The organism is Paenibacillus auburnensis, assembly GCF_927798115.1.
Classification (GTDB): Bacteria; Bacillota; Bacilli; order Paenibacillales; family Paenibacillaceae; genus Paenibacillus_AQ; species Paenibacillus_AQ auburnensis.
In genome coordinates this window covers 86,615-112,160 of record NZ_CAKMMG010000011.1, presented here as the reverse complement: position 1 = coordinate 112,160, position 25,546 = coordinate 86,615, and the positions used below count along the sequence as shown (strand labels likewise).

The following is a 25,546-nucleotide window of genomic DNA, read 5'->3' as shown; positions in this document are numbered from 1 at the left end:
TTGCCTTAGAACCCGGCTCTGGCCGCCAGTTTGTACATGAAATCGTGACTTGCCACCGGCTGTCTGCCTTTGCCCCAGCCTACCTTCTCCCTGTATCCGCCGAGCAGCCCCTGTTGCTCTAACACAACTTCGGTCACACCGGTCACCCCTTCGGAATCCGGCGCGACATACAGGGCATCCACAGGACAATACAGCTCGCACATGAAGCAGGTCTGGCAATCGCTCTGCCGGGCGATGACGGGAATTCCGTCCTCTACCCGGTCAAACACATTCGTCGGGCAGACGGATACACATTGATTGCACTCTACACACCTGGCAGCGCTAATGACTTCAATCACAGTAATACACTCTCCTTCGCAACCTCTTCTGTCTTCACCCATACCTGATCCAGTCCGCCGCTGATCAGCCGGTGATGCTGGCCGTGATCCGTTTCTTTGTAATCCTCGCGCTTATGCATGCCCCGGGTTTCGGTACGGGCCAGCGCAGAGCTGTACATCCAGCGGGCAGTCGCCGTCATGGCTTCCGCTTCGCGGGCTTTAACCCCCTCCGGCGTACGTTGAATTTCCCGGCTGCGCTGCTCTGTCCACAGTGTGTCCAGGCGGCTGAGCGAGGAGGTCAGTCCCTGCTCCGTACGGAACAGATTGATGTCGTAAGGCTTAACTTCAGCCTGCACGGCGGAGACGAACTCCGCTGTACGCGCCGCCGTTCCCGCTTTTACTTCCTGACCAACCAGCGGCGAAGAAGATAGCCCTCTAGGTGAGCGATCGGCGGCATGCCATCCGAGCTGCGCGGCATAACCAGCCGCCCCTTCTCCGGCGAAGGAGCCGGAGGACATGGCCCAGGCGGCATTGTGGCTGCCGCCGCCGGTGAAGCCTCCGCAGATCAGCTCGCGGGTGGCCGCGTCTCCTGCAGCATACAGACCCGGAACTCCGGTGCCGCAGGTTTCATCCGTAATACGGATACCGCCGGTACCACGGACCGTCCCTTCCAGCCGCAGCGTGACCGGAAAAGCATCCTTGAACGGATCAATACCCCGGCGGTCAAACGGCAGGAAAAAGTTCGTCTGCGCTACGCGCAGCAGCGGTCTTAAATCCTCGGATGCGCCGTCCAGCTTGGCGTATACCTGGCGGCCCGCCAGGAGATTGCGGGCGATGATGGAGCGACCCTTCTTGGATCCCGCACCTTCCACCACGCTGCCATCTTCATAATAGAAGCTGGCATAGCTGTAATAGGCCGTCTTGGTGACAGAGGAGAAGGTCGGGCAGATGGCATAGGCATTGGAGAACTCCATGCCTGACAGGCTCGCCCCGGCTTCGGCAGCGAACAGATAACCGTCGCCGGTAAGGACGTTGCAGCCCAGCGCCTTACTGAGGAAGGCGCAGCCGCCGGTGGCAATAACCACCGCTCCAGCCTGGACGCTCCAGGCTTCACCGCTTTGGGTCTGTACGCCGGTTGCCCCGGCTACCCCGTGCTCATCAGCCAGCAGCTCCAGTACCGGACTGTGATCCAGAATCTTCACGCCCGCCTTCTTGACCAGCTTGCGCATGAGCCGCATATATTCCGGCCCCTGCAGGCTCCGGCGGTACTGGTTGCCGAATTCATCCAGCGGAAACGGATACCCCGAGAGGCCTAAACGGTTCATATTCTCATAAGTGCGGTCAAGTACCCGGTCCATCCAGCGGTGCTCCGCCAGCTTCCCGCCCATAGAATAGCGGCTGGCCTTCGCTTCCTCGCGCAGCTTCTCATCAGGCTTCACGTACCAGACGCCTGTGCCCGACGGCGCAGTCGCTCCGCTGGAGCCGCAATAGCCTTTGTCGGCTAAAATAACCTTCGCCCCTTTAGCCACTGCAGTGAGCGCTGCCCATGTCCCTGCAGGCCCCCCGCCGATTACCAGTACATCCGCCTTCAGATGAAGTGATCCATTAAGTCCTACCGTTTGATTCATTGCATTCAGCCCCCTTGGATTAATTAGCCCTGATAGCTGTCACGCCAGTGCAGGAGTTTGCGTTCGATGATGCGGAACAGCGAATCGATCAGCTTGCCGACAACTGCGAAAATAATAATGCCGACGAAGATAACCTCCGTATTGGAGTTCTGCTTCGCTTCATTGATCAGGAATCCCACCCCGGACTGCGAGCCGATCAGTTCAGCAACGACCAGTCCGATCCAGGCAACCGCCATCGATAACCGCAGGCCCAGCAGCATGCTGGGCAGCGCCGCCGGCAGGATCAGCCGCCGCAGCTTCTGCAGCGGACTGAAACCAAGGACCCTGGCTACCTCGAACAGCTTGTTGTCTACGCCGCGGATGCCCATGAAAGTATTGATGTAGAGCGGGAAAAAGGAGCCGCTAAGAATAATGGCTACCTTCGACACTTCGCCGAAGCCAAACCAGAGGATAATCAGCGGGGCAATCGCCAGATGGGGAACCAGCCGCAGCACCTGGATACTGGGGTCGAGCAGGTACTCCGCTTTGCGGAACAGCCCGGTCAGTACCCCGAACAGCAGTCCGAAAATACCCCCGATCACAAACCCGGTCCCCGCTCTGCCAATGCTTACGCCTAAGTGGTGGGTAAGCTCCCCGCTGGCCGTCAGAGCGGCAAAAGCCGAGAGGATCGACAGCGGCGCCGGCAGGAACTGCGGCGAGATTAGACCGGCACTTCCGGCAAGCTGCCATACCGTAAGTACCGCTAACGGAATAATTGCCCCGGTCCCCCAATCCGACAGAAGGGACTTCAAACGGATTGGAGCTGTCTTTTTCACCTTGTTAGAAGCAACTTTAGGAGCTGTACCGCTGTAATCATGCGCTTCCCTTACTGCCTTGGCTGTCTTGATAATGACTTCTATCCCTTCACTCATGATGCTGTTTCCCTCCTATCCTTGATAGCTGTCCTGCCATCTCAGCAGCCGCTGCTCGATCAGACGGACCACGGTATCACTCAGCAATCCGGCGGCGGCAAAAACAATAATTCCGACAAAAACCACAGGCGTATCAGCAAACTGCCGGGCGTCGGACATCATATAGCCGATTCCTGAGGTGGAAGCGATCAGCTCAGCCACTACCAGCCCCAGCCAGGACAAGCCGAGCGATAAACGCAGCCCCAGCATGATGTTCGGCACCGCCGCCGGCAGCACCAACCGGAGAATCTGCTGCATCCGGCTGAAGCCCAGCACACTCGACACTTCAAACAGCTTGTTGTCCGTACCGCGGATGCCCATAAAAGTATTGATGTAAACCGGAAAAAAAGCCCCCTTAGCGATCAGTAGTACTTTGGATTCCTCACCGATCCCGAACCACAGGATGAACAGCGGCACTACCGCAAGACTGGGGATCATCCGGATCATCTGCAGTGAAGGGTCCAGCAGCCTCTCCGATCTGCGGAACAAGCCGACCAGAATGCCCAGCAGTAGCCCCAGACCTCCGCCGAGCAGGAATCCGGATAACGCGCGCACTGCACTGACTCTGAAATTGCTCCATAAATCTCCGGCCCTGGCCAGCGTGACAAATGACTGGGCTATCGTATACGGTGTCGGAAACAGCATCTCCGAGAGAATTCCGTAATGCCCAAGCAGCTGCCACAGAATCAGCACACTTCCCGGCAGCAGCAGGCCAAGACCGGCTATAGCCGCTTTTCCGGGTTTATGGGCAGCGCCCAGCGCCACAGCCCGGTTACTCATATAAGCTCCCCCTTTAGATCAGATGATATTTCACAATTCGCATAGACTAAGTCGGATATATAGGCAAAGAAAACCCGCAACACATATCTAAATCCCTGCCCCGTCGGTCAATTCCAGCTCATCCACCTTTTCAAAATAATTCAGTACCCTAAGGCGCATCTCCTGAAAAGAATTCGTCGTCTTTTTGCGCGGATACGGTAGATCTACCGGCACTATCTTCCGGATTTTGCCCGGTCTCGGCTCCAGAATGACTACCCGGTTACCCAGAAACACGGCCTCATCAATATCATGCGTAACAAAAATCATCGTTGTCTTATTCCTCCGCCAAATGTCAAGCAGCACGGTCTGCATGTGGGCTCTGGTGAATGCATCCAGTGCACCGAACGGCTCATCGAGCAGCAGGATTTTGGGATTACGCAGCAGCGCCCGGGCAATCGCTACCCGCTGGGCCATTCCTCCTGAGAGCTCGCGCGGATAGGATTTCTCGAAGCCGTTCAGCTTCACCAGCTCAATCAGCTCATCCACCTTCTGCCGGATATCCGGCCGGTTAAGCGGAAGATCCGAGGCGATGTTCTTCTCTACCGTCAGCCAAGGGAACAGGCGGTGCTCCTGAAAAATAAATCCCTTGTCGATCCCCGGTCCGGCGATATTCGCACCTTCCAGCGTCACACTGCCGGAATAGCCGGTGTCAAGACCGGCCACGATGCGCAGCAGCGTGCTTTTACCGCAGCCGCTCGGGCCGATCACCGTGATGAATTCTCCCTCCTGCACCTCCAGATCTACCTCATGCAGCGCCTTCACCTGGCCTCCGGCGGTGTCAAAGCTTTTGTTCAGCTGTGTGATGGACAGCATTACCTCTCCCATATCTGCTCCTCCTTCGGCTGTGTATATAAATTGCACTTCAATTTTTAGAATAGAAGATCTGTCGCAACTGCAGTGAATGTTTGGACTTTCGGCCGCTGTTGTTTACAGATTTTTTTGATTAATTCCGCTATTAGCGGTTAAAATCCGTAAACAAAGGCGGACGCTCCCGCTCCTACAGTTCCAAAATCCCCTTCCGCTACTCCTTCCTATTCTTAAGTTTTCAGTTCAATTTATATTTTTTTTATAAAACAAAAAGACAGAGGGACCTCGTGCTGGATAGCACGGGCACCTCTGTCTGAACAGTCGGCCAATGTAATTCAAAGTAAATCAATTTGAATTTGTGAATTTAAAATATCATCTATCTGCAAGTCTGTCAACAAAAAGACACAACTTTAATCCAAATAATTAATTTGGTAAACTAATCCATTTTTAGAACCGCAGGCTCTTTAAAGGCTGTAACCTTTCCCTTGCTCTGTACGATAATCATTCCGTTCTCCAGCAGGGTTGGCCCGAAGACTCTTCCGGATGTTTTGAGCTGCAGCACCTGTGCTCCAGTTAGCAGATTCACCGCCACCAGCTGACCGTCTGCACGGGCGATATACATACCGTGACCGAGCAGGTCAAAACGGGCAATCGGGGTGCTTCCGTAATAAGATACCCCATACCTGTTGGTAGTCTTGACGCCATATACTGCTTCACCGTCGCTGAACAGCAATCTTCCGTCATAAGGGCCTGCGGCATACCTTAGGGAGCTTCCGCCGCCTGCAGCCGAATAGGTAATCTTGGCCGTCTTGGCCGGATCCGCATCTGCCGGATAACAGTAAACGGTGTTTCCATCATTGATGTACAGCTGATTGCCGCCGATCCAGGCCAATCCGCCGCTGCTCTGCGCCTCATCCGGATTAATGTTTCCGGGGTTGTACTCTACTGATTTCTGTACCTTGCCGGTCTTGGCGTCCAGCGTATCCACTGTGGTCAAGGGAACCATTTCCATCAGGTTGGCTGTCCGCTGAGAGCGGAGTGTGCCGTTCCCGGCATCAATGGGCAGGGCGTGATTGTCTGCTTCCCACAGCTGTTTGCCTGTCTTCCGGTCAAAGGCGTGCAGAAGCTCGTAGGAATAAGCACCGGACACTGAATCCTCAGCGAATACCAGATCCCCTTGAACCTGTATAGGCAAATACAGCTTCTCACTATAATTATCCTTCCATTGAAGTTTGCCGTCTTTCAGATTATAGGCCTGAATATCACCGTTAACGGCAAAAAGCTGGTTCTGGTCGATCAGGAGCTGGTGCGGGGCTTTACTCGGTACGGAAGAGCTCCAGTTGTTTTTACCTGTTGCTGCATTGATGGCATATATCGTTCCTGCCTGCGAGCTTGCGTAGATCAGGCCATCCTGATACAGCAGCGGTGCTGTCAGCTTCGCCCCATATTTCCAGACTCTTTTGCCGGTCTGGGCATTCAGTGCGAGCAGCTGCCCCTGCTGAATGATGTAGACTTTGCCGCCTCCGGCCACAGTAGAACCCCGGCTCATCGCTGATTCATCACCCTGCAGATCCATCGTGCTAGACCATATGATTTTAGCTGCAGGAGCTGCAGGAGCATCACTCCCGAAATTATTGGCCACGTAAGAAGTACGCGGTTCAGATGCTGCGGATTGGGCCGTACCGGCAGCAGCCAGCAGACTTAATCCGATCACGGCAGCGAAGGCCCCGTTTTTGATATTTATTCTCCACATTTGATGAATCCCTCCCGGAATTAATTGTCCTTGTCCATCCTTAGAAGCCACAACGAGTATATACCCTGATTTGCAGAATATTCAATAATTTTCCACCCATATCGGATTTTGCTGGATGAATAGTGCAAAAATCAATACACTATAAGAGACAGCAAAAAGAGAGGGCATATGCGCCAATCCGTCACGATGAATCTGTTTATTCGCTTACAGATCAAAACATTTACTCATATACTTACATTTTGTAAGTTATTATGTTATACTAATCCGAGTCCTACTTACTGCGGACAAGCACCAACACTCTATATGGATTGAACAATCGCGGTTCATATCAAGAAATCTGAAGACAACAGCGGCCGGAAGTCCAAACATTCTCTGGAGTCACGGATAACCCAAAATAAATAAACATTAGTTCAATCTATATAGATAACCAACATTCTGATGAACAAGGGGTCTGTACTTATGACTAACAACGTAAATAAAGATAAACAGCCTGAATTTGAATTCGGCATTTATACACTGGGCGACATGGTGACCGACTGTCATACAGGCCAGCGGATCAGCCCGCAGCAGCGGCTTCAGGAGGTCATTGCTGCAGCTAAGCTTGCGGATGAGGCCGGACTTGATGTATTCGGCGTGGGTGAGCATCACCGGCTTGATTTTGTTATCTCTTCCATGCCGGTTGTGCTCGCTGCGATTGCCCAGGTGACCAAGCGTATTAAGCTGACCAGCGCAACTACTGTGCTTAGTACTTCCGATCCAGTACGGGTATTCGAGGATTTTGCCACACTGGATCTGCTGTCCGGCGGTCGGGCAGAGATTATTAACGGACGCGGTGCTTTTTTGGAGTCCTTCCCGTTGTTCGGATATGAGCTGGAAGACTACAAGAAACTGTTCGCTGAGAATCTTGAGCTGTTGCTGGAGCTGAACCAGCATGAGGTGATGAACTGGAAGGGAACCTTCCGTTCACCGCTGAACAATGCCGAGATTGCTCCGCGTCCGCTGCAGCCGAAGCTCCCACTCTGGGTTGGCATCGGCGGTTCACCCGAAAGCGCCGAGCAGGCCGGACGGCTAGGCATCGGCATGGCTATTGCGATTCTAAGCGGCAGCCCTGAGCCGTTCCAGAATCTGGCCGCAACCTACCGCCGCAGCGGCGCCGCAGCCGGGCATTCCCCAGAAGACCTGAAGATCGCCATTACGAGCCACGGCTACATCGCGAAGACCTCACAGCAGGCGCTCGATGAATATTACCCTTACTATTACAGCTACCGTAACGCCATCAGCCCGCATCCCGGGCAGGAATACCGGGTTTCACGCAGTGATTTTGGCCGCTTCGTCTCACCGGTCAATACGCTGGCTGTCGGCAGTCCCCAGCAGATCATCGAAAAAATTCTATACCAGCATGAGCTGTTCGGCCATAACCGCTTTATGACCCAGCTCGATATCGGCGGACTGCCTTACAGTAAGGTGGCTACCGCAATTGAACTGCTTGCTACGGAGGTTGCTCCGGTGGTGCGCCGGGAAATCGCCAAGAAGACTAGCGCAGGCACTTCGCAGGCCTAACCATTCATTCAGGCTTTCTGCCTGTAATTCGCACGCCAAAAAGGCTGCACTATCCCCACTTGGGACGGGCAGCCTTTTTGGCGTAACCAGACTATTCTTCTACCGCCTATAACCCTTCAGCCAGATGCCTGCGGCAGACCTTGAGCAAAGCCTGATAGCTGTCTTCAAAATCAAGCTGTCTGAGAATATTTAAATACCCTTTTAGTTCAGCCGCACTGTCTTTCTGCTTCAGGCAGAGCAATGTCAGCTCGTAATAAATTAAGGTCACTATTTTATCGTACAGCAGATGGGTTTTATCCGCTAAGGGCAGCGCTTTTTCGAGAAACATCAGGCTCTGTTCATAGTTATGCTCGTTCAGGCAAAGGATCGAGAGGTTCTGCAGCAGATGCTGCTGGACCGTTCTGCTCTCCGGAAAGGAATGGTATCTGTCAAATTCTTTCGCGCCTCTGAGGCCGAAAAAAATGGCATCACTGCTGCTTAGTGTGAACAAAAAATTGTTGAGCAGCTTGAACTCGTACAGATACCATTTATCCACACCAAGCAAATACGGCTTAATATACGCTGCAATCTCATTCAACGCTGTTATTTCATCCGCATGATGATGCTGAATCAACACCCCCTGGCCTAGCAAATATAGATGGTAATAAGCCTCGGTCCGTGTGGACTCATACATTGACCGGCACTCCCGGCTGACCGTCTTGACCTTCCCGAAGTCGTAGCGGTTACCCGCTTCTGTAAGCTCCAGATGCAGCATCCGCTTCACCTGCGGAGCATTATCCTGGTGCAGGAAAAGCAGCTCCTCAAACGAAATTTCGAGTTTGTCCAGAAGCAGGATCAGCTTGTCGTAGCCGGGATAATACTTCCCGCCTTCAAAGCGTGAGAGGTTGGAGCGGCTCATGATGCCTCCAGCCAGAAGCGACTGGTTCATTCCTTTCGATCTGCGGATCTGCCCTATCGTTTTACCCAGAATCATCACTTGTCCACTCCGTTTGCCTGTGTGAGTATATAGCACAATTTGTAAGCCTGACTTTTATTGTATGCTACACTCGGCACAAAGAAAATGACAAATTCCGGGGGTAGACGGCAATGAATCTGCGTATAGCGCCACAGCTAAACCGTAAGGTCTGGAATATCCTGGCCGGCACTTTTTTTACGAGAACCGCCCTGTTCATGAGTGTTCCTTATTTATCGATCTTTCTGACCGGTCAAAAGCACATCCCGCTCCTGCTCACCAGCCTCATCCTCGCCGTCAATCCGCTGGCGGGTGTAGCCTTCAGCTGGCTTGGCGGTGCGCTTGCCGATAAACTTCCGCTCCACAGAATCATCCTGTATACTCCGCTTATCTGGGGGACCGTGTTCATTCTGTTCTATTTTGCCGACAGCTTCCCTTTCTTTCTGCTGCTGAACGCCCTGAACGGACTCTGCTATTCACTCTTTGAACCGGCGAGCAAAAAAGTGCTGTCCACGGAGTCTCTCCCGGAGCACAGGCTCCTTGTATTCAACCTGAGATACACAGCGATTAACCTGGGATGCTTTGCCGGTCCTCTGCTCAGCCTGCTGTTTAATATGAAAATGACCCTGTTCCCTTATGTCATCCTCGGCATCATGTATATTCTATACGGGGCCTCAACGATGTTATTCTTCCACGAAACTTCATCTAACAAGGTTAATATTCATTATGAAATGTCCTGCAGTCTGCTAGCCATCGCAACGATCCGCAAAGATCATGTATATCTGCTGCTGCTGGCGGGGATGAGCTTTTCCTACTTCGGTTATTCTCAGCTGAACGGAACCGTCTCCCAGTTTCTATCGAACACTGCTATGCTTGCGGACGGTACCCGGTTATACTCCATCCTGCTGTCGGCGAACGCCATTGTGATCCTCGCTGCCCAGTTTGCTGTGCTCCGCCTGATCTCTACATGGAACCCGTTTACAGTGGTTCTGCTCAGCAATCTGCTGATCGGCCTGAGTTTTCTGTTCTTTCTCTTCCCGGCCGCCTACCCTCCGCTGCTGTTATTCATTACGGTGTTCAGTCTCGGAGAGCTGCTGATCGGCGCGCGGTTCGATGCCCTGGTGGATGAATTGTCCTCTGCGGACAATAAAGGGTTATATTTCGGCTGCGCGGAAATTGTAAAGCTGGGGACCATCAGCGGCCCTATCGCGGGAAGCGGTCTGCTGGGGATGTTCGGCTTTCAGGCAGCCTGGCCCGTGTTCGGACTGCTCAGCGGTATAACCCTGACAGGAGCCCTCCTGATCCGCGCGGCCCGAATCAAACACAGGCTTGCCGTACCCCCATCTCTCCAGCACAAAAAAAGGCCCCCAGTAATGACTGGGGCCCCCTCTATCCGTTAGGCAAACGAAGGTTTGTTATTATCAACCTTCCCGCTGACGAGCTTCTTGTATTCGTCGTCTCCGCCTTCCAGAGAAGGCGCAATATATACGTTGATGGACGAAGGCGACAGCTTGGTGGGCCTTCCGGTCCCCGCTTTCCGCTTCGTGCGGCCTTTGCCGCCTTCACTGCCGCTGCCGTTTGCGGTTCGGCGGACAGCACTGGATAAACTGACTGCATTCTTCATGTTCTTCATCGTGTCAGTCCCCTCCCACTAAATGATTGACGGTACGGAACAAATCCCGGTTATACGACACGACCTCGGTAAGATCATCCGCGGATAATCCGTCGCTTCCGGAAAAATGAACAGAAAGGACATGCTTTTCACCTAAAGGATAGCATAGGATATAGACCTCCGCAACTTCTGTACGCTGAAAAAAGGTCCATTCCTTGCTCATAAAAGCATCGAGCACACCCGGACGTTTCTCCTGTTCCGCTTCATACAGCGACAACGGGTAGACATGTCCCCGGCCCACATTTCCGCCGACTTGCCTCAGACCTTCTCCCTCACGGGCCTGCCACATGGCGGCGCCCATAACCCGGCAGTGCTTCGGCGGCAGAAAAGAATTGCGGACCGCTTCACTGAGCGCCTGATATTGCAGCCCTCCTTCAGGAGCAGCCACATTACTATTATATTGCCAAAAGAAGTGAAGGATACTTTCTTTTCGCCTAAGCTCATGCTTTAACTGCTCCAGCTCCTTCTGCGGATCACGGAAGCTTCCCTGCTCCTGAATGCTGTCAATGATCTTGCCGCAGCTTACATCTACGGCCGCCACCGGATTCTCATGCTGCCATTCGTATTCCAGCGGAGTGAGGCCGGATAAATCCGACAACAGATGATACTCCTCGATATTTTCTCCCGGAATTAAATCATTGCGGACCGGCACCTGATCCGGCAGCAGGCAGAAGACACGGCTGCGCCGCAGCCTGGCCCAGAATAAGCCCATTTCAAACTGTGTATTATCACGGGTCACATAATAATATTTACCGCGGATTCTGGCTACATCGTCCGGAGAGAACACGAAGACGGCAAAATCGCTCTCATCCAGATTCCGTTCGAGTGCTTCCATGGTATATTCATTCGCGCGGAAGGCATTGGCATACCATGGATTCACCTGGGCCTCCCGCTTCAGCTGCTCATGTATCGCCCTGGCGTAACGGATAGATTCTCTGGAAGATCCAATGAATAGTTTTGGTCTGGTCACGGCCGCGCTCCTTATGTCAGTTTCCCCATGCTGTCATAATTATACAGCCCTTTTCTATCTGGGAACAGAGCCCCATTTCCTTAGATTTTAATAAAATCCTGTTCTTCTGCCGATGAAACAGGGTAATAGGATTTTATATCACCCTGAAACGAGGCTTCTTATGAACAAAAGAATACATATTGCAGTACTGGCAGCCGGCCTCCTGATGGGAAGCTTGCTCCAGAGCACCCGTGTAGACGCTATGGCGTCTTATACGGCGAAGGTCTATACCAGTTCTCTTATTGTCCGCAGCGAGCCGGCCGCCGGTGCTTCAGTTGTAGGATCTTTGAAGAGCGGCACCACAGTAACCGTTACCGACGAGCAGCACGGTTGGATGGAGATCCGCTCCGGATCTGTCAGCGGCTGGGTTGCCGGTTATTATCTTAAGAAGACTGCCGGCACCGCATCGGCCTCCTTGTCTTCTGCCAAGACAACCTCCGGCAGCAGTTCAGCAACTGTAACCGCGGATTCCCTGCGGATCAGGGGAGGGCCGGGAACCGGCTACCAGGTAGTAGGCTCCCTGAAGGCCCGGGATACCGTAACCGTTCTGGAGCGCCAGGACGGCTGGGCACGGATTCGTACAACCAGTGGAGAAATCGGCTGGGTATCGGCGCAGTATATTGCCAGCGGGAGTGCCTCTAGCGGAAGCAGTACGGTCAGTACGGTCTCAAGCACAAGCTTCAAGTCTGCAGGTCGGATCAGCGGCAAACTGATCGTCATTGATCCCGGGCATGGCGGCAGCGATCCGGGCATGCTCGGCACGACCTATAACACGATGGAGAAGGATCTAACTTTGCAGACGGCCTTCTATGTACGCGACTACCTGACAGCCAGGGGAGCGCGCGTGCAGATGACGCGGACCTCTGATCAAAAGCCCACCCTCGCCCGGAGAGTGCAGATCGCTACGGCGCTGAACGCTGATGCCTTTGTCAGCATCCATTACAATTCCTCGCCGAAGAATGTATCCGGAACACTGACCTTCTTCTACTCTGAATCGGATGACCTGCGGCTGGCCCGGGCGATTGAGACCCGGCTTGGGCAGGGCATCGGCCTGAAGAGCAATGGCTTATCTTACGGCAATTATCATATCCTGAGGGAAAACACGCTTCCGGCGGCCCTTGTGGAGCTGGGTTTTCTCAGCAATCCTTATGACGAAGCGATTGTCCGCACTTCCGCCTACCAGAAAAAGGCGGCCAAAGCCATCGCCGAAGGGCTGGCCGATTATTTCAAAAAATGAACCTCTGCGACCGCAAGCAGCGCTTAGCTCACTGCTTGCGGTATTCGCGCGGGGTCTGGCCGGTCGCTTTTTTGAATACCCGGCTGAAATATTTCTCATCCTCATAGCCGACCAGCTCCGAGATTTGCGACAGCCGGAGATTGGTATTGTGCAGCAGCGTCTTGGCCTTATCTATTCTCAGGCCTGTTAAATAATCCGACAGATTCTCTCCGCTGATCTGCTTGAACTTGCGGGACACATTCTCCCGGCTGATAAAAAACCGCTGCGCAATATGCTGAAGCGTCATGTCCTTAGCATAATTCTGATCCAGATACTCCCGGATCTCCTGCACAAGCCGGCTGTCCGGGGGCTGAGGGCTTCCCTGTGATAAACGCTGCAGCAGCGTCTTCATCCCATCCCGCCAAAGCCGGGCGGAGAATAACCCCTCATGATCGTAGCATAGCCCGAAATGGATCTCTGCCTCCGGCCGCCAGCGCTGCAGAGCCTCGGCAATCTCTTTCTGAAGCCGCAATAACTGGCTCTCCGTAAGTACAGGCAGACCGGCCAGCTGAACCGACCACTCCTCTACCACCCGCTCCATTTTGTCCAGCTCACCCGAGAGGACTGCTATTTTCAGCTTCTCCAGCTGCGTTTCGAAGGCGTAGTCTTCTACAGATCCACTCTCGCTCAAAGTCTCCCGGTACAAGTGAATCCGTCCTTCCCGCTGCAGCAGGTTACGCTCGTTCAGCCCCTGCCGTGCCTGGTGAAAAGCCGTTTGTATCCCCTCGGGGAACTCACAAGCATAACTGAGTCCAATATCCATCAGCACCCCATAGGTCTGCTTAATCGACCCGTTGATCCCCCGCATCAGCTCCTCTGCCTCCGAAACCACTGACCAGAGGAGAACAACAATCTCTGCACCGGCCTGCCAGCTGCGGAAGGCGATACCGCTCTGCTTCGATGCAAGCACCTCATTACAGACATTCACCAGCACAAAGGAGGTCAATCCCACATCACCGTGAAATCTCTGCAGCAGCCGGCAGTCTGCCCCCTGGAGAGAGAGCACTGCTATTCTGCATTCTGCGGCAAACAGCGGCATGCCCAATTCTTCACTCAGGGAATGCTTCAGCTCCTGAAAGGACACCTGTCCTGCCACTAGATCAGATAGCATCTTATCCCAGTAGAGCGGCCGCAGCACATTCAGCTGCATACTCTGGCGCAGAGTTTGCTGCCGCTCCGCCTCTTCCTCCTGCCACAGCTGAAAGGCATGCTCCGCCGCGGAGATCAGCTGCTTGCTGTTGAGCGGCTTCAGCAAATAATCCGTCCCCCCGTAGACAATCGCCGGCTTCACATAGTTGAAATCCTGATAGCCGCTGATTACTATGGTCTTCGTATTCGGATAATGCGTATGCAGCCATTCCAGCAGCTCTGCGCCATCCATCAGCGGCATGCGCATATCAGTGAATACAATCTCAGGCTGCTGCTCCTGCATGATCGCGATCGCTTCCTGCCCGTTAGTCGCTTCATAAATGCCGGCAATCTGATGCTTCTCCCACGGCACAAAATAGCGGATGGCCTCCCGCACATGCTTCTCATCGTCTACTATCAGCACCTTCATTGTTTGCCGCTCCTTTGTGTAAGTGATCGGTAGTATGTTTCTATTGCACTTTCTGCAGCAGATGTCTCCTTAAACGGCCGAAAAATTAAATCTATTGTAGTTAGTACAGTAGAATCTTGGGAATCAGCTGTTTTTGGCCCATATTCCCCGATTCTGCTGCACAGAATACAACAGATTCGAATTAGCCTTCGTTTGCTATAGCAATCTATTGTACAAAATACAACCAGGCAACACACCTACTCTTGTTACCGGTTTAGTTTCACCATATTAACCTAACTGCCCAGAGGAATTACCAGCGTGACCGTAACCCCCTGGCCCTCTTCACTGTTCAGCAGCAGCTGTGTCTCGCCGCTCAGCTGCAGCCGCAGCCGGGCCAGCACATTGTACAGGCCGATCTCTTCGTATTCGGCCTTGCCGCTATGCTCGAGACTGGCGGTGATTTCCTCCAGCCGCCCGCGGGGCATGCCCTTGCCGTTATCCTTGACGGCAAGAATCAGCCTGTCCTGCTCATCAAGCGTGCAGGAAATCGTAATTAACGCGCCGCGGACTCCATCCTCGAACCCATGCTTAAAGATATTCTCGACGATCGGCTGCAGGATCATCTTGGGCACGACAATGTCGAGGGCCGCCTCATCGGTATCGATATCCAGCTGCAGATTGTCTTCCCCGAAACGCTCGGTTTGCAGGATGACGTAATTCTGCACATGCTCCAGCTCATCGCGCAGCGGTACCTGCGTCCGTTCAGTATTCATCGAATAACGCATCATGCTGCCAAGGGAATAGATGAGATCGTACACCTTTGGCGCATTATAGCGCAAGGACAGACTGGCAATCGACTGCAAAGCGTTGTAAAGGAAATGCGGATTGACCTGGGCCTGCAGCGCCTTCAGCTGATTGGTCTTATTGGCCAGCTCAAGCTTATATTCCTTGACGATCAGATCGTTGATCGTGCGGGTCATGCCGGTGATTTTGCGGGTCAGCAGGCCAAATTCATCCTCACGGTCGGCATCCATGTGGGCATCCAGCTGGCCGATCTGCACCTTCTGGGTGAAGGAGATCAGCTTCTTGATCGGCCTTGTGAACCCGATGGAAATCACCACCGCGACAATCCCGCCCAGAATCAGGAACAGCACGCCAATACCGGTATTGAACCGGGTAATTACCCGTGCATCGGCGTACAGATCCTCGTAAGGCACCAGCTTGATAATATTACCCTTGAACAAGGGAGCGTCAATGTGACGGTACAATACGATTCCCTCGAACCCGTCCTTGTCCCAAGTGAAATGTCCGCTCTCGCGGCCGCCGGGAAGCCGGCTCCAGCCGGCCGTTACCTGCTTCCCGATCCAGTTAGGATCAGACGCAAAAAGCGCTTCTCCCCGTTCGTTCAACACATACAGGCGTTCTGTATCCGAATTGTACATCGATTTGGAAATCCCCTCCAACTCGGAGAGCCGGAAATCAATTGATAGATCCGCCAGTACATCGGAGCTGGGCGCACGGTAGAGCGGAAAATGGGCCGAGAAGACGGGCACCGTCCCTGATTTCAAATTCGGGAACCGGGACTTCATTCCGTATTGGTGATCCATATGGGTCACCTCTATAAAAGGCCGGTAGGTTCCTCCCGGAACCGCCGGCGGGGCGTATTTGTCTGATTCCCGGCGGAACAGTCCGCCGAGCAGCAGATTCGACTGCTTGGCGGCTCTGACATACAGATGAATCTGGAACGTGTTCTGATCAGAGAGGAACAGGTTGTACATCTGGGTAGAGATAATCGCCCGGGTATCCGGCGCAGCCGTGCCTGCGGGCAAATCATCGGGATCTTTTGCCGTAAGCAGGCTCGTATAAAAGGAGCTGGGCACATTAATTCCGCTGTACAGCGACAATGCCCGCTGGTTCATCCCGTTGAAATAGCTGCTGAGATTACCTTCCCCGAGTGTCAGCAGCTTCGTATTCTGCTTCACGGACTGCTCGGTCACCGACTGCTTGGTGTAGAGATATGAGAACGTGACGGAGATCCCCGACGGGATCACCGAAGCCAGCAGTACAAGCGCCATCAGCCGGGTGCGGATGCTGTTTCTGAACATAACGGCCCCTCCTAAAAGTTTTGCGGAACATCCGCTTCATGAAATATCTTTGCAGCAAAACTCGCTTCGGAAGCATACGCTTAAGTTTTGCGGAACATCCGCTTCGTATAATAATCTTTTACGAACGCTTCCATATAGTTGACACAATCTCGCAACGACAGCATACACCGAGTTTCGTGCGGGGCGCTACTGTGAATTTTTGACGCTGCAAAATTTGTCCGCTGCAATATAATCCACTTTTATGATCATCAAATTGAGTGTTGGAGAAACGCGGGGCTTTCTATAATGAAGCCATGAACCTGTAGAATAACTAGACAAAGGAGATTCCATATGAGAAAAGCTCTGCAGCTTAAACGGGGCTGGGACCAGCAAATTGTGTTCCTCGGACCCTGCCTGCTCTTTTTCCTGACCATTGTGGTCACGCCATTTTTTCTCGGCTTCTACTATTCCTCCACAGACTGGAACGGGCTGGATCTGGACAAAGCGGTCTGGACCGGTGCGGCCAACTGGAAACGGATTTTTCTGAATGATGATAAGTTCTGGGAGTCCCTGCTCTTCACCCTGCGCTTCACGGTGGTGTCCGTAGTTGCCGCCAATGCACTGGCGCTGCTGCTGGCCTTCCTGCTGATGACTACACTGAAGACCAAAAAGGTGCTGCGGACGATCTTCTTCATGCCTAACGTGATCGGCGGTATTTTGCTCGGGTATATCTGGCAGTTTATTTTCACCAAAGGCTTCGCCACCATCGGAGAGATCACCGGTATTTCGTTCTTCCAGCTGCCATGGCTGGGTACACCGGGCACCGGATTCTGGGGACTCGTTATCGTGTTCGTCTGGCAGACAGCCGGCTACATGATGGTTATCTATATCGCTGCGCTGGCCGGCATTCCGAAGGATCTGATCGAAGCGGCCAAGATCGACGGCGCCCGCGCCCCGCAGCTGTTCCGGAGCGTCTATGTCCCATTGATCATGCCGGCTATCACCATCTGCCTGTTCCTGACCACCTCTAATGCCTTCAAAATGTTCGACCTCAACCTGTCGCTGACCAAAGGCGGACCGGGAACCTCCACCCAGTCGCTGGCCTATAACATCTATGCGGAAGCGCTGATTAACAACCGTTACGGACTTGGCACCGCCAAGGCACTGCTGTTCTTCGTCGCTGTCTCGCTGATTACGGTCACCCAGGTATGGATTACTAAACGGAAAGAGGTGTCAGCATAATGGATACCAGCAGATACCGCCCGAAAAATTTCATTCTGGAGATACTCGCCATCCTTTTGGCGCTCGTCTTCCTGTCACCGTTCTATCTGGTGCTGAGCAACTCTGTGAAAAGCCTCAAGGAAATTCTGCTCGATGCTGCTTCCATCCCGGCAATCTTTCATTGGGATAATTACTCCAAGGTCTGGGATGCGATCAATTTTCCGCAGGCGTTCTGGAATTCTTTATCGATTACGATACTGAGCGTTATCTTTATCGTACTGTTCAGCTCCATGGCTGCGTACCAGATTGTCAGAAGACCGTCGCGCTTCAACAGCTTTGTGTTCCTGCTGCTGGTGTCGGCGATGATCATTCCCTTCCAGTCCCTGATGCTGCAATTAGTGCGTGTTACCAGTATTCTGGAGCTGCGCGGTGAACTGTATGGCATTGTGGCCTGCTATCTCGGCTTCGGTATGCCGCTGTCAGTCTTCCTATTCCACGGCTTCATTAAGAGTGTGCCTTATGAGCTGGAGGAAGCGGCCCGGGTGGACGGCTCGAACCCGTATGGTGTGTTCTTCCGGATTGTTTTCCCGCTCCTGCTGCCGATCATTGTTACAGTCATCATTCTGAACACCCTGTGGATCTGGAACGACTATCTGCTGCCGGTGCTGGTTATCGGGGGCAATAAGGATTTGACTACTCTGCCGGTGGCCGTTACAAAGTTCTTCGGTCAGTACACCAAGAAATGGGACCTCGCGCTGGCCGGACTGGTCATGGCAATCCTGCCCATTCTGCTGTTCTTCCTGTCGCTGCAGCGTTATATTGTGGAAGGTGTGACTGCCGGCTCCGTCAAGGGATAACATGTTCTGCAACAATATCCACTTTTTCGAGCAAAATATTAAGTGTAAGTCGATTCTCAGATGCTATACGATCTAGTTGTAGGAACCAGAGACCAGGGAGGTTATTCTATGAAAAGAAAATCCGCATTCCTTATCGCAACCGCTTGCACCATGATGATCGCAGGCTGCGGCAACGGCGGCAATAATAATTCCGGGAGCAATGAAGCTGCCACGAACGCGCCAAAAGAGTCAGCGGCGGCTGAAGCAACAGCAGCTCCTGCTAAAGATGTAACGATTAAAATGTTCCAGTTCAAGGTCGAAATCGCTGAACAGCTGAATGCGCTGGCCGAAGAATATGAGAAGGAAACCGGCGTCAAGGTAGAAGTGGAAACGCATGGCGGCGGTGAAGACTACGGTGCTTTGCTGAAGGCAGAAATTGCTTCCGGCTCTGAACCGGAAATTTTCAACAACGGCGGCTATACAGCCCTGGTCCCTTATATGGACCGTGCTACGGATTTGTCCGACCAGCCTTGGGCGGCTAATCTGATTCCAACCTCCAAAACTCCGGCCACAGTAGACGGTAAGCTGTATGGCATGCCGATGAACGTTGAAGGATACGGTCTTATTTATAACAAGGACCTGTTTGCCAAAGCCGGAATTACCGAAGAGCCTAAAACCCTGTCCCAGCTGAAAGATGCTGCTGCCAAGCTCAAAGCCGCCGGCATCACTCCTTTTGAAGCTACCAATGAGTGGTGGTCGATGGGGATTCACCTGGTTAACGTAGGTCTGGCCCACCAGCCTGATCCGAAGAAATTCATCGAGGATGTCAAGGCAGGAACCGCGACTATTAAAGGCAATGCCGTATTCGAGCAATGGCTGGATCTGGTTGACGTGATCTTCGATAATGCCCAGGACAACAAAATGACAACCGACTATGCTACACAGGTTGCAGAATTCGCCTCCGGCAAAGCGGCAATGATGATGCAGGGCAACTGGACGCAAGGCGATATCGATAAAATTGATCCTGCGCTGAACCTGGGCCTCCTCCCGCTGCCAATCAGCGATGAAGAAGGTACGATTCTCGTCGGTGTGCCGAACAACTATATTGTGAACAGCAAATCCGCGCATCCGGAAGAAGCCAAAGCGTTCCTGAACTGGCTGGTAACTTCGGAAACCGGCAAGAAATATATCACTCAGGAATTCAAGTTTATCCCGGCTGAAACGGACATCACCGCAGACGCTGCTGACATCGGCCAGGTTGCTGTAGCTGTACAAGAGAAATCCGACAAAGCTCTCGGCTGGAACTGGGATATGTTCCCTGACGGTGTAACCCAAGGCTTCGGTGCTGCTATGCAGGAATACCTGGGCGGACAGGTTGACCGCGATCAGCTGCTTGAGAAGCTGGATAAAGCCGTACAGGATATCGTGAAGCAATAGTTCAGCTGAGTATATAAAAAGAACCTTCAAACCCGGCGGGAAGCGGGATTGAAGGTTCTTTTTTTGTTGCGGCTCTCCTGCTAAGTGGAAATAGTCCACCCCATCCTTAGATGAACATTTCCACAATCAGGAACAGGTTCAGTGACACCACCAGCGCCGAGATGATCCAGCCGAGTATAGTGGTTATCTTGTGGTTGACCAGCCCCTGCATAATCTGGCGGTTGCTGGTGAAGATCACAAGCGGAATTAAGGCAAAGGCAATCCCGAAGGACAGAATAACCTGACTCATAACCAGAGCGCTTGTTGCATTGATGCCGAACCCGATAATCGCCAGCGGAGGAAGGATGGTTATTGCCCGCCGCAGATACAGATTGATTCTTTTATTAATGAAGCCCTGCATGACCACATCCCCGGCCATCGTCCCCACGGATGAGCTCGACAGTCCGGCAATCAGGAGGCCGAGGCCAAACGAGATTGCGGTAACCGGTCCGGCTAGCTGGCGGAACTGTTCGAAGGCGACATCCAGATCTTCAACCACCAGCCCGTTTTTGAAAAATAAAGCAGCAGCTACAATCACCATCGCCATATTTACTGCACCGGCAATCACCATGGCAATCACAATATCAATCATTTCCCATTTGAAAATCTGTTTCTTCTCTTTATCATTAGCTCCGACCACACGGCTCTGCGTCAGCGAGGAATGGAGATAAATCGCATGCGGCATGACGGTTGCGCCGAGAATACCTGCTGCCAGCAGCACGCTGTCTACTCCCTGGAACCCTGGGGTGAAAATCCCGGCAACCACAGCCCCGGCATCCGGCTTCGCCATAATGACCTGGAACGCAAAGGCCAGGACGACGACCATCACCATCGCGGCAATCCCGGCTTCAAGCGTCCGGTAGCCGCGCCGCTGCAGCTCTAATATGGCAAACGAACCGGCAGCAGTTATCAAGGCGGCAGGCAGCATCGGAATGCCGAACAGCAGATACAGTCCAAGTGCGGCTCCGATAAACTCCGCTAAATCGGTAGCAATAATGACCAGCTCGCTTTGGATCCATAAAAAAATCGCTGCGCCCTTCGGGAACCGCTCCCGCGCCACCTCTGGCAGATTCTTGCCTGTAGCAATCCCCAGCTTGGCGGATAACGCTTGTATCAGTACAGCCATTAAGTTCGATGCGGCGATTACCCACAGGAGCAGGTAGCCGTATTTCGAGCCTGCTGTAATATTGGTGGCGAAATTCCCGGGATCCAGATAAGCCACTGAGGCAATAAATGCCGGGCCTAAGAACGGAAGCAGCCGTTTCAGGCCCCTGACATCTCCGTTTAGTACAGCTTGCGCCGAAGTCTTATTTTTATGAGTTTTTATAATTGCAGGTGTCTCCACCGCTGTTTGCTCCATCATGTTAAACCCTCCTCTGACCCGAAAATGTTGTCTACCTACATGAAAGTTTCCCTTATGCAACTTTTACTTTGTATTCATTATAATCTGCCCAATGAAAAATGTAAATGTAATTTCCATGCATTTCTTTCTTTCATACCTATTATCATTTAACTCCATTCCGGCTCCGGCAATCACTATTGTGCTTTCTTAATTGTATGTTGAACAGCAACGCAGAGTGAGCCGTTTCGTCTGGATGTTTTTTGGAGAGAACCGCCAAAAGGCAAAAGTAAGGTTTCGCACAAAAAGACGGGATCCAGGGTTATCCCTGTCTCCCGCCTCTGCGATTCTGTTTGTATTCATTCCGCTAAATCGATCTAATACCTTATTCAGCTTCGCTGAGCGCAGCCAGCAGATCCAGTGCTTCCTCATGCTCCGGTTCCAGAACGAGGGCACGACGCGTGTAATCTAGCGCACCTGCGTCATCCTGCAGTTCATAGCAGCAAATGGCCAGACAGTAGAGCACCGTTACAACCGGTTCCTCATTGCTCTCCTGCAGTGAGCGCTCCAGGAACCAGCGGGCTTCCTTGTACTGGTCCATTTCGAACAGCACCAGTCCGCTGTCCAGAGCCAGATCATATTTTTGCGGCATCGGATAATAGCCGTTCCACATCACCTGTATGCCCAGCTGAAGATCAATCAGCTCCTCATCATTGGCATCGGGCAACAGGGCCGATATCCGCTCTGCACTCTGGATGAACAGTTCGGCATCGTATCCGCCCAGACGCCAGAAGCCCAACAGCGCCTGCAGCCCGATCGAATCGTAGTTCTGGTCAACCCACATCTTCAGGCTGAAGAAGTCATCCGGTCCGAAGCGCTCGACAAACCGCCGGTAAGCCAGCCGCGTCTGCACATGGGCCTGCGGATCCTTCAGCATCAGGATACAGCCGACATTCAGGTTCTTGTAATGATGCGGGGTGAACAGCGACAAGGCACCCTTTTGCTCAAAATAGTACTGCATCGCGTGATAATTGGCGGTCAGCGAAATACTTCCGTGGTGCATCAGCTTCGGCGGATCGGCGAATTTCCAGTTCTCCAGCCGGTGATCGCCCTTATCCGCAGTCAACAGTACAAACCCTGCCCCGGACAGCTTGTCCAGCCGCTCCATGCAAGCCAGTGCCGCAGCCGGAAACAGAATATGGGTATCCTCCAGATTCTGCTGATAGTGCGAAATTACCTCATGATACGGGTAAGCCTGCTCTTCATATCCGGCCGCACGGCTGTAATGGTATTCCGGTACGATTTCTTTGAGCACCTGGGAAGTGGTCAGGTCAGCGGCATTGTCCGGGTAGCGCAGGGACACTTCGCAATCAAAGATCTTACCTTCATCTACATACAGCAGCTCCTGCTGAATACTGTCAAAGAAGTAATTCGCGATGACCAGCAGCGGCTGCTTCAGATCGCCGGGCCGGATTACTGTGCCGCTCTCGATAAGCTTCAACTCTCCATCAGCCACAGCATCAAACTGTGCAAAATCAAGGATTCCCTGTTCTACAAAAGGAACCAGCCCGGGATGCTGCTGCCATCCGGTTATATTTTTGAGCGGAAGGTCGCTCATGACATATTTGAACGGAGGCAGGGCTATTCCCGCATATTCAATCAATTCGGTTAGCTTCTGCAATACATGGAAGGCAAGGCGGCCTGCCCCCGCTCCCATCTCCAGGATGATCACCGGCTCCTCCGGTTCCGCTTTAGCGGTCCGGTCCTGCAGAAATCCGAGGATCATCTCCGCATAGGCAGTTCCGATCATCGGGTTGCTGGTAATATATTGCGGCACCTGATCATTGGTCCAGGCCTGCATCCCGAGCTGCTCATAATAACTGCGCTGCAGCTCCCAGAATGGCGCCTCGCTGAAGCGGTAGCGTTGTTGTTGTTCGTCTGTTGTCATCTGTGTTTGAACCTGCTCTCTAATAATCTTGGAAGCATATTTACTTCGTATGCGAACGGAAAATAACATATTCCGCCTCGGTAGGCACATTAAAGGTAAAGGAGGAGGCCCCGGCTGTTACCGTCTTGACTTCTGGCCCTATTCCCTTCAACGCCTTGCTGCTGCCTTTGAAATCCACTGCAACCAATTCCAATACTACACTATTTTTGCCCAAAATGAACGGAGCGTTATTCAGAGTTTCCAGAAGCAGCTTATATCCGCCGCCTGTAACCGCAGTCTGGTTCAACCGAACCGGGAATAACGGATGGAACTGGTTAAACGTCTCTGTTGTATAGACAAAAGGAACCTGTAGCTGTACAGGCGTACTCTGCGGCAAGATTACCCCACGTCTGCCATCGATGACCCCCGATACCTTATTGATCCGATTGCCCATGTTCTCCCAGCGGATGGACTTTGAGGTCTCCAGCACCGAGCTCATCGGAACGAACAGCGTCCCTTCCTTCATCTCCGGCTTTACACCAAGCGGCGCTTCAAGCCCGTTATCGAATACGGCGTTCATCACTCCGGCTTTCAGACCGCTGACCGATTGGCCCATAAAAGAAAAGGTATAACTCTTCTCCGTGGAATTATAAGTCAGTTTTGCACCGATAACATCGGAGAACGCCCGGATCGGCATCATCAGCTTATTGTCCTTGATATAAGGAGCCAGCTTACCTGGAAACAGCACATAACTGTCGTTAATAAACAGCGGGAGCAGCTGCTCTCCTCTGTTCCCTGCGGCGGAAGCCCTGGCGGGCGTGAATGCTGTACCTGCACCTATTGCAGCAACCAGTATGAGGATCAGCAAAGCCCGGACTCTGTGCACGAAATGGTTCATTAGCGGGTACCTTCTTCCTATTTATAATTTACTTAGAATATATCCAGTGCCTAGATCCGTCACTCCCACGGCATAGCCGCCGCTGAAGGAGGAGGATTCCCGCGTGTAAATAAGCTTAGTCAATAGTTCCCCTTTGGTATTGATGTAACCGTACTTGTCCTTGGTATTGTCAGCTGGATTGCTGATGCCGACCAAGGCTATGCCTTCTTTAAAAGAAAACGCGCTGTTGTATTTCTGGTAGCCGATCACCAGCCTGCCTCTGGTATTAATGAAGCCAACCTTCCCGCTGTCATTATAGACATGGGCCAGCCCTTCGCTGAAATTACCGGTATTGGCATACTTAAAAGGGATCTTCACCTTCCCCTTCCGGTTGATAAATCCCCATTTCCCCTTAGCATTCTGTACGGCTGCCAGCCCTTCCGAGAAATCGCCACCGGAGGTATATTTAAACGGGATGACTGTTTTACCGGACGTATCGATGTAGCCATAAAGCCCTGCGAAATTCTGGACAAGGGCCAGCCCTTCGGAAAATCCTCTGGAGCCAGAAAGATAATGATAGGGGACTGCCAGTTTGCCTGCTCTATTGATATAACCGATCAGGCCGCTGCCCTTCGGTTCATAAGCTATCGAAAGACCATCCGAGAAATTGAATTCAGTGCTGAATGGTTCCGTTAATGAAGTTACTAGGTTGCCCTTCCGGTCAATTAGAGCTTCCCCCACAGCATTGTTTTGTTTCACATAAGCTACCCCTCCCGAGAAGCCCCAAGCTGAAGCATACTGGCACGGGATCGTTACGTTCCCTTTGGTGTTGATATATCCAAATAGACCGGTATCAGTATTTCTCACCACGGCACGCTGTTCGGCAAAATCAGTAACCGGCACTATATTTGCCGGAAGGATAAACGCCTGTTGGCCGTTGTGATTGTAATAGACAAGCTTACCGCTTGATTGTAAGCCGAATAGCAGCCCGTCATGAAACTGTGCATCACTAATGGGTTTCACAGTCTCGAAATCAAGCGGCGTTCCTGACACTTGTATTGCCGCCGGAGCTGCAGCTGCCCAGCCGGTTCCCGCTGCCATAGCTGCAAGGCTGAAGATAAGCAGCATTATTCCAAACCCTTTTAGCCTATTCATATCTTTACCTCCTCTATATGTAGCTTCAATGCTTCCTCTGAGCATTTGTCACTTTTTTCCTGCAACGCTCCCATCTTATAGACTCATATAAGGCAACAAAAGTTTCGCGGGAACCCGAACTTACGTAAGAAGCAACCGGTTCATGGGTAAAAACGGCATTAATTATTTACACCGTAAAGTACTAATGGCATGTAGAGTCTCATATTCTGAATTAGGGAAACCAAGCAGCTTCCAAGCAGCTTCTGGAGAGGAGATGCCGGTCCGAGTGAGCCATCCTGCAGCAGGATTGGAGGAAAGGACCATGAGTACAGATCAGCTCATTGCACTGCTTGTTCTTGTCATTATGATCGT

Annotated in this window: 21 protein-coding genes; 6 read left to right on the top strand and 15 right to left on the bottom strand. The window is 52.5% G+C overall.

All coding sequences use genetic code 11. From position 1 onward, the window contains the following. Positions 1-5 precede the first annotated feature (5 nt). From L6H70_RS25225 to L6H70_RS25200, 6 genes are all read right to left on the bottom strand, one after another. Positions 6-338, bottom strand: coding sequence for a 4Fe-4S dicluster domain-containing protein (locus L6H70_RS25225; protein WP_236336949.1), 333 nt, complete (start codon positions 336-338; stop codon positions 6-8). After that, positions 335-1,945 carry an FAD-dependent oxidoreductase gene (locus tag L6H70_RS25220; protein ID WP_236336948.1) on the bottom strand — a complete coding sequence of 537 codons (1,611 nt, stop codon included), beginning with the start codon at positions 1,943-1,945 and terminating at the stop codon, positions 335-337. The genes L6H70_RS25225 and L6H70_RS25220 overlap by 4 nt, the downstream gene beginning before the upstream one ends. Before the next feature lie 23 nt (positions 1,946-1,968). Continuing rightward, positions 1,969-2,856 carry an ABC transporter permease gene (locus L6H70_RS25215; RefSeq protein ID WP_236336947.1) on the bottom strand — a complete coding sequence of 296 codons (888 nt, stop codon included), beginning with the start codon at positions 2,854-2,856 and terminating at the stop codon, positions 1,969-1,971. Between the two features lie 15 nt (positions 2,857-2,871). Next, complete coding sequence (locus L6H70_RS25210) at positions 2,872-3,675, bottom strand: ABC transporter permease (RefSeq protein ID WP_236336946.1); 804 nt, start codon at positions 3,673-3,675, stop codon at positions 2,872-2,874. Between the two features lie 87 nt (positions 3,676-3,762). Continuing rightward, positions 3,763-4,539, bottom strand: a complete 777-nt coding sequence (locus tag L6H70_RS25205) for an ABC transporter ATP-binding protein (RefSeq protein WP_236336945.1) — start codon at positions 4,537-4,539, stop codon at positions 3,763-3,765. A gap of 418 nt (positions 4,540-4,957) precedes the next feature. Then, a complete protein-coding gene (locus L6H70_RS25200) occupies positions 4,958-6,274 on the bottom strand; it encodes a PQQ-binding-like beta-propeller repeat protein (protein WP_236336944.1) in 1,317 nt (438 codons plus the stop codon). A gap of 459 nt (positions 6,275-6,733) precedes the next feature. Here L6H70_RS25200 and L6H70_RS25195 point away from each other — a divergent pair, with 459 nt between their 5' ends. Continuing rightward, positions 6,734-7,834, top strand: coding sequence for an LLM class flavin-dependent oxidoreductase (locus L6H70_RS25195; protein WP_236336943.1), 1,101 nt, complete (start codon positions 6,734-6,736; stop codon positions 7,832-7,834). Positions 7,835-7,940: 106 nt separating this feature from the next. On the opposite strand, the gene L6H70_RS25190 is transcribed toward L6H70_RS25195, so the two are convergent. Then, complete coding sequence (locus L6H70_RS25190; protein ID WP_236336942.1) at positions 7,941-8,807, bottom strand: helix-turn-helix domain-containing protein; 867 nt, start codon at positions 8,805-8,807, stop codon at positions 7,941-7,943. A 113-nt stretch (positions 8,808-8,920) separates the two neighbouring features. Between L6H70_RS25190 and L6H70_RS25185 the strand changes: the two genes are divergently transcribed. Then, on the top strand, positions 8,921-10,186 hold the full coding sequence (locus tag L6H70_RS25185) for an MFS transporter (protein ID WP_236336940.1): 1,266 nt from the start codon (positions 8,921-8,923) through the stop codon (positions 10,184-10,186). Here L6H70_RS25185 and L6H70_RS25180 read toward each other — a convergent pair. Then, entirely contained in the window at positions 10,183-10,419 is a 237-nt protein-coding gene (locus L6H70_RS25180; RefSeq protein WP_054943502.1) for a hypothetical protein, read from the bottom strand. The two genes, L6H70_RS25185 and L6H70_RS25180, sit on opposite strands and share 4 nt — an antisense overlap. A 4-nt stretch (positions 10,420-10,423) precedes the next feature. After that, the gene (locus L6H70_RS25175; protein WP_236336938.1) at positions 10,424-11,428 is read right to left on the bottom strand and encodes a TIR domain-containing protein; all 1,005 of its coding nucleotides are present in this window, start codon (positions 11,426-11,428) and stop codon (positions 10,424-10,426) included. Positions 11,429-11,588: 160 nt separating this feature from the next. On the opposite strand from L6H70_RS25175, the gene L6H70_RS25170 reads away from it, so the two are divergent. Then, positions 11,589-12,704: an N-acetylmuramoyl-L-alanine amidase family protein gene (locus L6H70_RS25170; protein WP_236336937.1), complete on the top strand. Its 1,116-nt coding sequence runs from the start codon at positions 11,589-11,591 to the stop codon at positions 12,702-12,704. Between the two features lie 28 nt (positions 12,705-12,732). Here L6H70_RS25170 and L6H70_RS25165 read toward each other — a convergent pair whose 3' ends face one another. Together L6H70_RS25165 and L6H70_RS25160 are read right to left on the bottom strand one after the other, a co-directional pair. Next, a complete protein-coding gene (locus L6H70_RS25165) occupies positions 12,733-14,301 on the bottom strand; it encodes a response regulator (protein ID WP_236336935.1) in 1,569 nt (522 codons plus the stop codon). 272 nt (positions 14,302-14,573) lie between these two features. Continuing rightward, positions 14,574-16,385 (bottom strand): sensor histidine kinase, encoded by a 1,812-nt coding sequence (locus L6H70_RS25160; RefSeq protein WP_236336933.1) that lies wholly within the window; start codon positions 16,383-16,385, stop codon positions 14,574-14,576. A gap of 330 nt (positions 16,386-16,715) precedes the next feature. Here L6H70_RS25160 and L6H70_RS25155 point away from each other — a divergent pair, with 330 nt between their 5' ends. The 3 genes from L6H70_RS25155 to L6H70_RS25145 all read left to right on the top strand — a co-directional run bounded on the left by L6H70_RS25155 (position 16,716) and on the right by L6H70_RS25145 (position 19,858). Beyond that, positions 16,716-17,606, top strand: coding sequence for a carbohydrate ABC transporter permease (locus tag L6H70_RS25155; RefSeq protein WP_236336932.1), 891 nt, complete (start codon positions 16,716-16,718; stop codon positions 17,604-17,606). Then, entirely contained in the window at positions 17,606-18,442 is an 837-nt protein-coding gene (locus tag L6H70_RS25150) for a carbohydrate ABC transporter permease (protein ID WP_054943507.1), read from the top strand. Before L6H70_RS25155 ends, L6H70_RS25150 begins: the two co-directional genes overlap by 1 nt. Before the next feature lie 108 nt (positions 18,443-18,550). Continuing rightward, complete coding sequence (locus L6H70_RS25145; protein WP_236336930.1) at positions 18,551-19,858, top strand: ABC transporter substrate-binding protein; 1,308 nt, start codon at positions 18,551-18,553, stop codon at positions 19,856-19,858. Between the two features lie 106 nt (positions 19,859-19,964). Here the strand turns inward: L6H70_RS25145 and L6H70_RS25140 are convergent, their stop codons facing one another. The 4 genes from L6H70_RS25140 to L6H70_RS25125 all read right to left on the bottom strand — a co-directional run bounded on the left by L6H70_RS25140 (position 19,965) and on the right by L6H70_RS25125 (position 25,195). Continuing rightward, positions 19,965-21,257, bottom strand: a complete 1,293-nt coding sequence (locus L6H70_RS25140; RefSeq protein WP_423802884.1) for an Nramp family divalent metal transporter — start codon at positions 21,255-21,257, stop codon at positions 19,965-19,967. Positions 21,258-21,621: 364 nt separating this feature from the next. Continuing rightward, positions 21,622-23,184, bottom strand: a complete 1,563-nt coding sequence (locus L6H70_RS25135; RefSeq protein WP_236336928.1) for a tetratricopeptide repeat protein — start codon at positions 23,182-23,184, stop codon at positions 21,622-21,624. Positions 23,185-23,224: 40 nt separating this feature from the next. After that, positions 23,225-24,061: a stalk domain-containing protein gene (locus tag L6H70_RS25130; RefSeq protein ID WP_236336927.1), complete on the bottom strand. Its 837-nt coding sequence runs from the start codon at positions 24,059-24,061 to the stop codon at positions 23,225-23,227. A gap of 21 nt (positions 24,062-24,082) precedes the next feature. Continuing rightward, positions 24,083-25,195: a WG repeat-containing protein gene (locus L6H70_RS25125; protein ID WP_236336926.1), complete on the bottom strand. Its 1,113-nt coding sequence runs from the start codon at positions 25,193-25,195 to the stop codon at positions 24,083-24,085. Positions 25,196-25,546 lie beyond the last annotated feature (351 nt).

What these genes read in the sequence shown, in the direction of transcription:
- L6H70_RS25220 (WP_236336948.1), bottom strand. Translation starts at nt 1,945, where the DNA reads ATGAATCAAACGGTAGGACTTAATGGATCACTTCATCTGAAGGCGGAT.
- L6H70_RS25215 (WP_236336947.1), bottom strand. Translation starts at nt 2,856, where the DNA reads ATGAGTGAAGGGATAGAAGTCATTATCAAGACAGCCAAGGCAGTAAGG.
- L6H70_RS25210 (WP_236336946.1), bottom strand. Translation starts at nt 3,675, where the DNA reads ATGAGTAACCGGGCTGTGGCGCTGGGCGCTGCCCATAAACCCGGAAAA.
- L6H70_RS25205 (WP_236336945.1), bottom strand. Translation starts at nt 4,539, where the DNA reads ATGGGAGAGGTAATGCTGTCCATCACACAGCTGAACAAAAGCTTTGAC.
- L6H70_RS25200 (WP_236336944.1), bottom strand. Translation starts at nt 6,274, where the DNA reads ATGTGGAGAATAAATATCAAAAACGGGGCCTTCGCTGCCGTGATCGGA.
- L6H70_RS25195 (WP_236336943.1), top strand. Translation starts at nt 6,734, where the DNA reads ATGACTAACAACGTAAATAAAGATAAACAGCCTGAATTTGAATTCGGC.
- L6H70_RS25190 (WP_236336942.1), bottom strand. Translation starts at nt 8,807, where the DNA reads ATGATTCTGGGTAAAACGATAGGGCAGATCCGCAGATCGAAAGGAATG.
- L6H70_RS25185 (WP_236336940.1), top strand. Translation starts at nt 8,921, where the DNA reads ATGAATCTGCGTATAGCGCCACAGCTAAACCGTAAGGTCTGGAATATC.
- L6H70_RS25180 (WP_054943502.1), bottom strand. Translation starts at nt 10,419, where the DNA reads ATGAAGAACATGAAGAATGCAGTCAGTTTATCCAGTGCTGTCCGCCGA.
- L6H70_RS25170 (WP_236336937.1), top strand. Translation starts at nt 11,589, where the DNA reads ATGAACAAAAGAATACATATTGCAGTACTGGCAGCCGGCCTCCTGATG.
- L6H70_RS25165 (WP_236336935.1), bottom strand. Translation starts at nt 14,301, where the DNA reads ATGAAGGTGCTGATAGTAGACGATGAGAAGCATGTGCGGGAGGCCATC.
- L6H70_RS25160 (WP_236336933.1), bottom strand. Translation starts at nt 16,385, where the DNA reads ATGTTCAGAAACAGCATCCGCACCCGGCTGATGGCGCTTGTACTGCTG.
- L6H70_RS25155 (WP_236336932.1), top strand. Translation starts at nt 16,716, where the DNA reads ATGAGAAAAGCTCTGCAGCTTAAACGGGGCTGGGACCAGCAAATTGTG.
- L6H70_RS25150 (WP_054943507.1), top strand. Translation starts at nt 17,606, where the DNA reads ATGGATACCAGCAGATACCGCCCGAAAAATTTCATTCTGGAGATACTC.
- L6H70_RS25145 (WP_236336930.1), top strand. Translation starts at nt 18,551, where the DNA reads ATGAAAAGAAAATCCGCATTCCTTATCGCAACCGCTTGCACCATGATG.
- L6H70_RS25140 (WP_423802884.1), bottom strand. Translation starts at nt 21,257, where the DNA reads ATGGAGCAAACAGCGGTGGAGACACCTGCAATTATAAAAACTCATAAA.
- L6H70_RS25135 (WP_236336928.1), bottom strand. Translation starts at nt 23,184, where the DNA reads ATGACAACAGACGAACAACAACAACGCTACCGCTTCAGCGAGGCGCCA.
- L6H70_RS25130 (WP_236336927.1), bottom strand. Translation starts at nt 24,061, where the DNA reads ATGAACCATTTCGTGCACAGAGTCCGGGCTTTGCTGATCCTCATACTG.
- L6H70_RS25125 (WP_236336926.1), bottom strand. Translation starts at nt 25,195, where the DNA reads ATGAATAGGCTAAAAGGGTTTGGAATAATGCTGCTTATCTTCAGCCTT.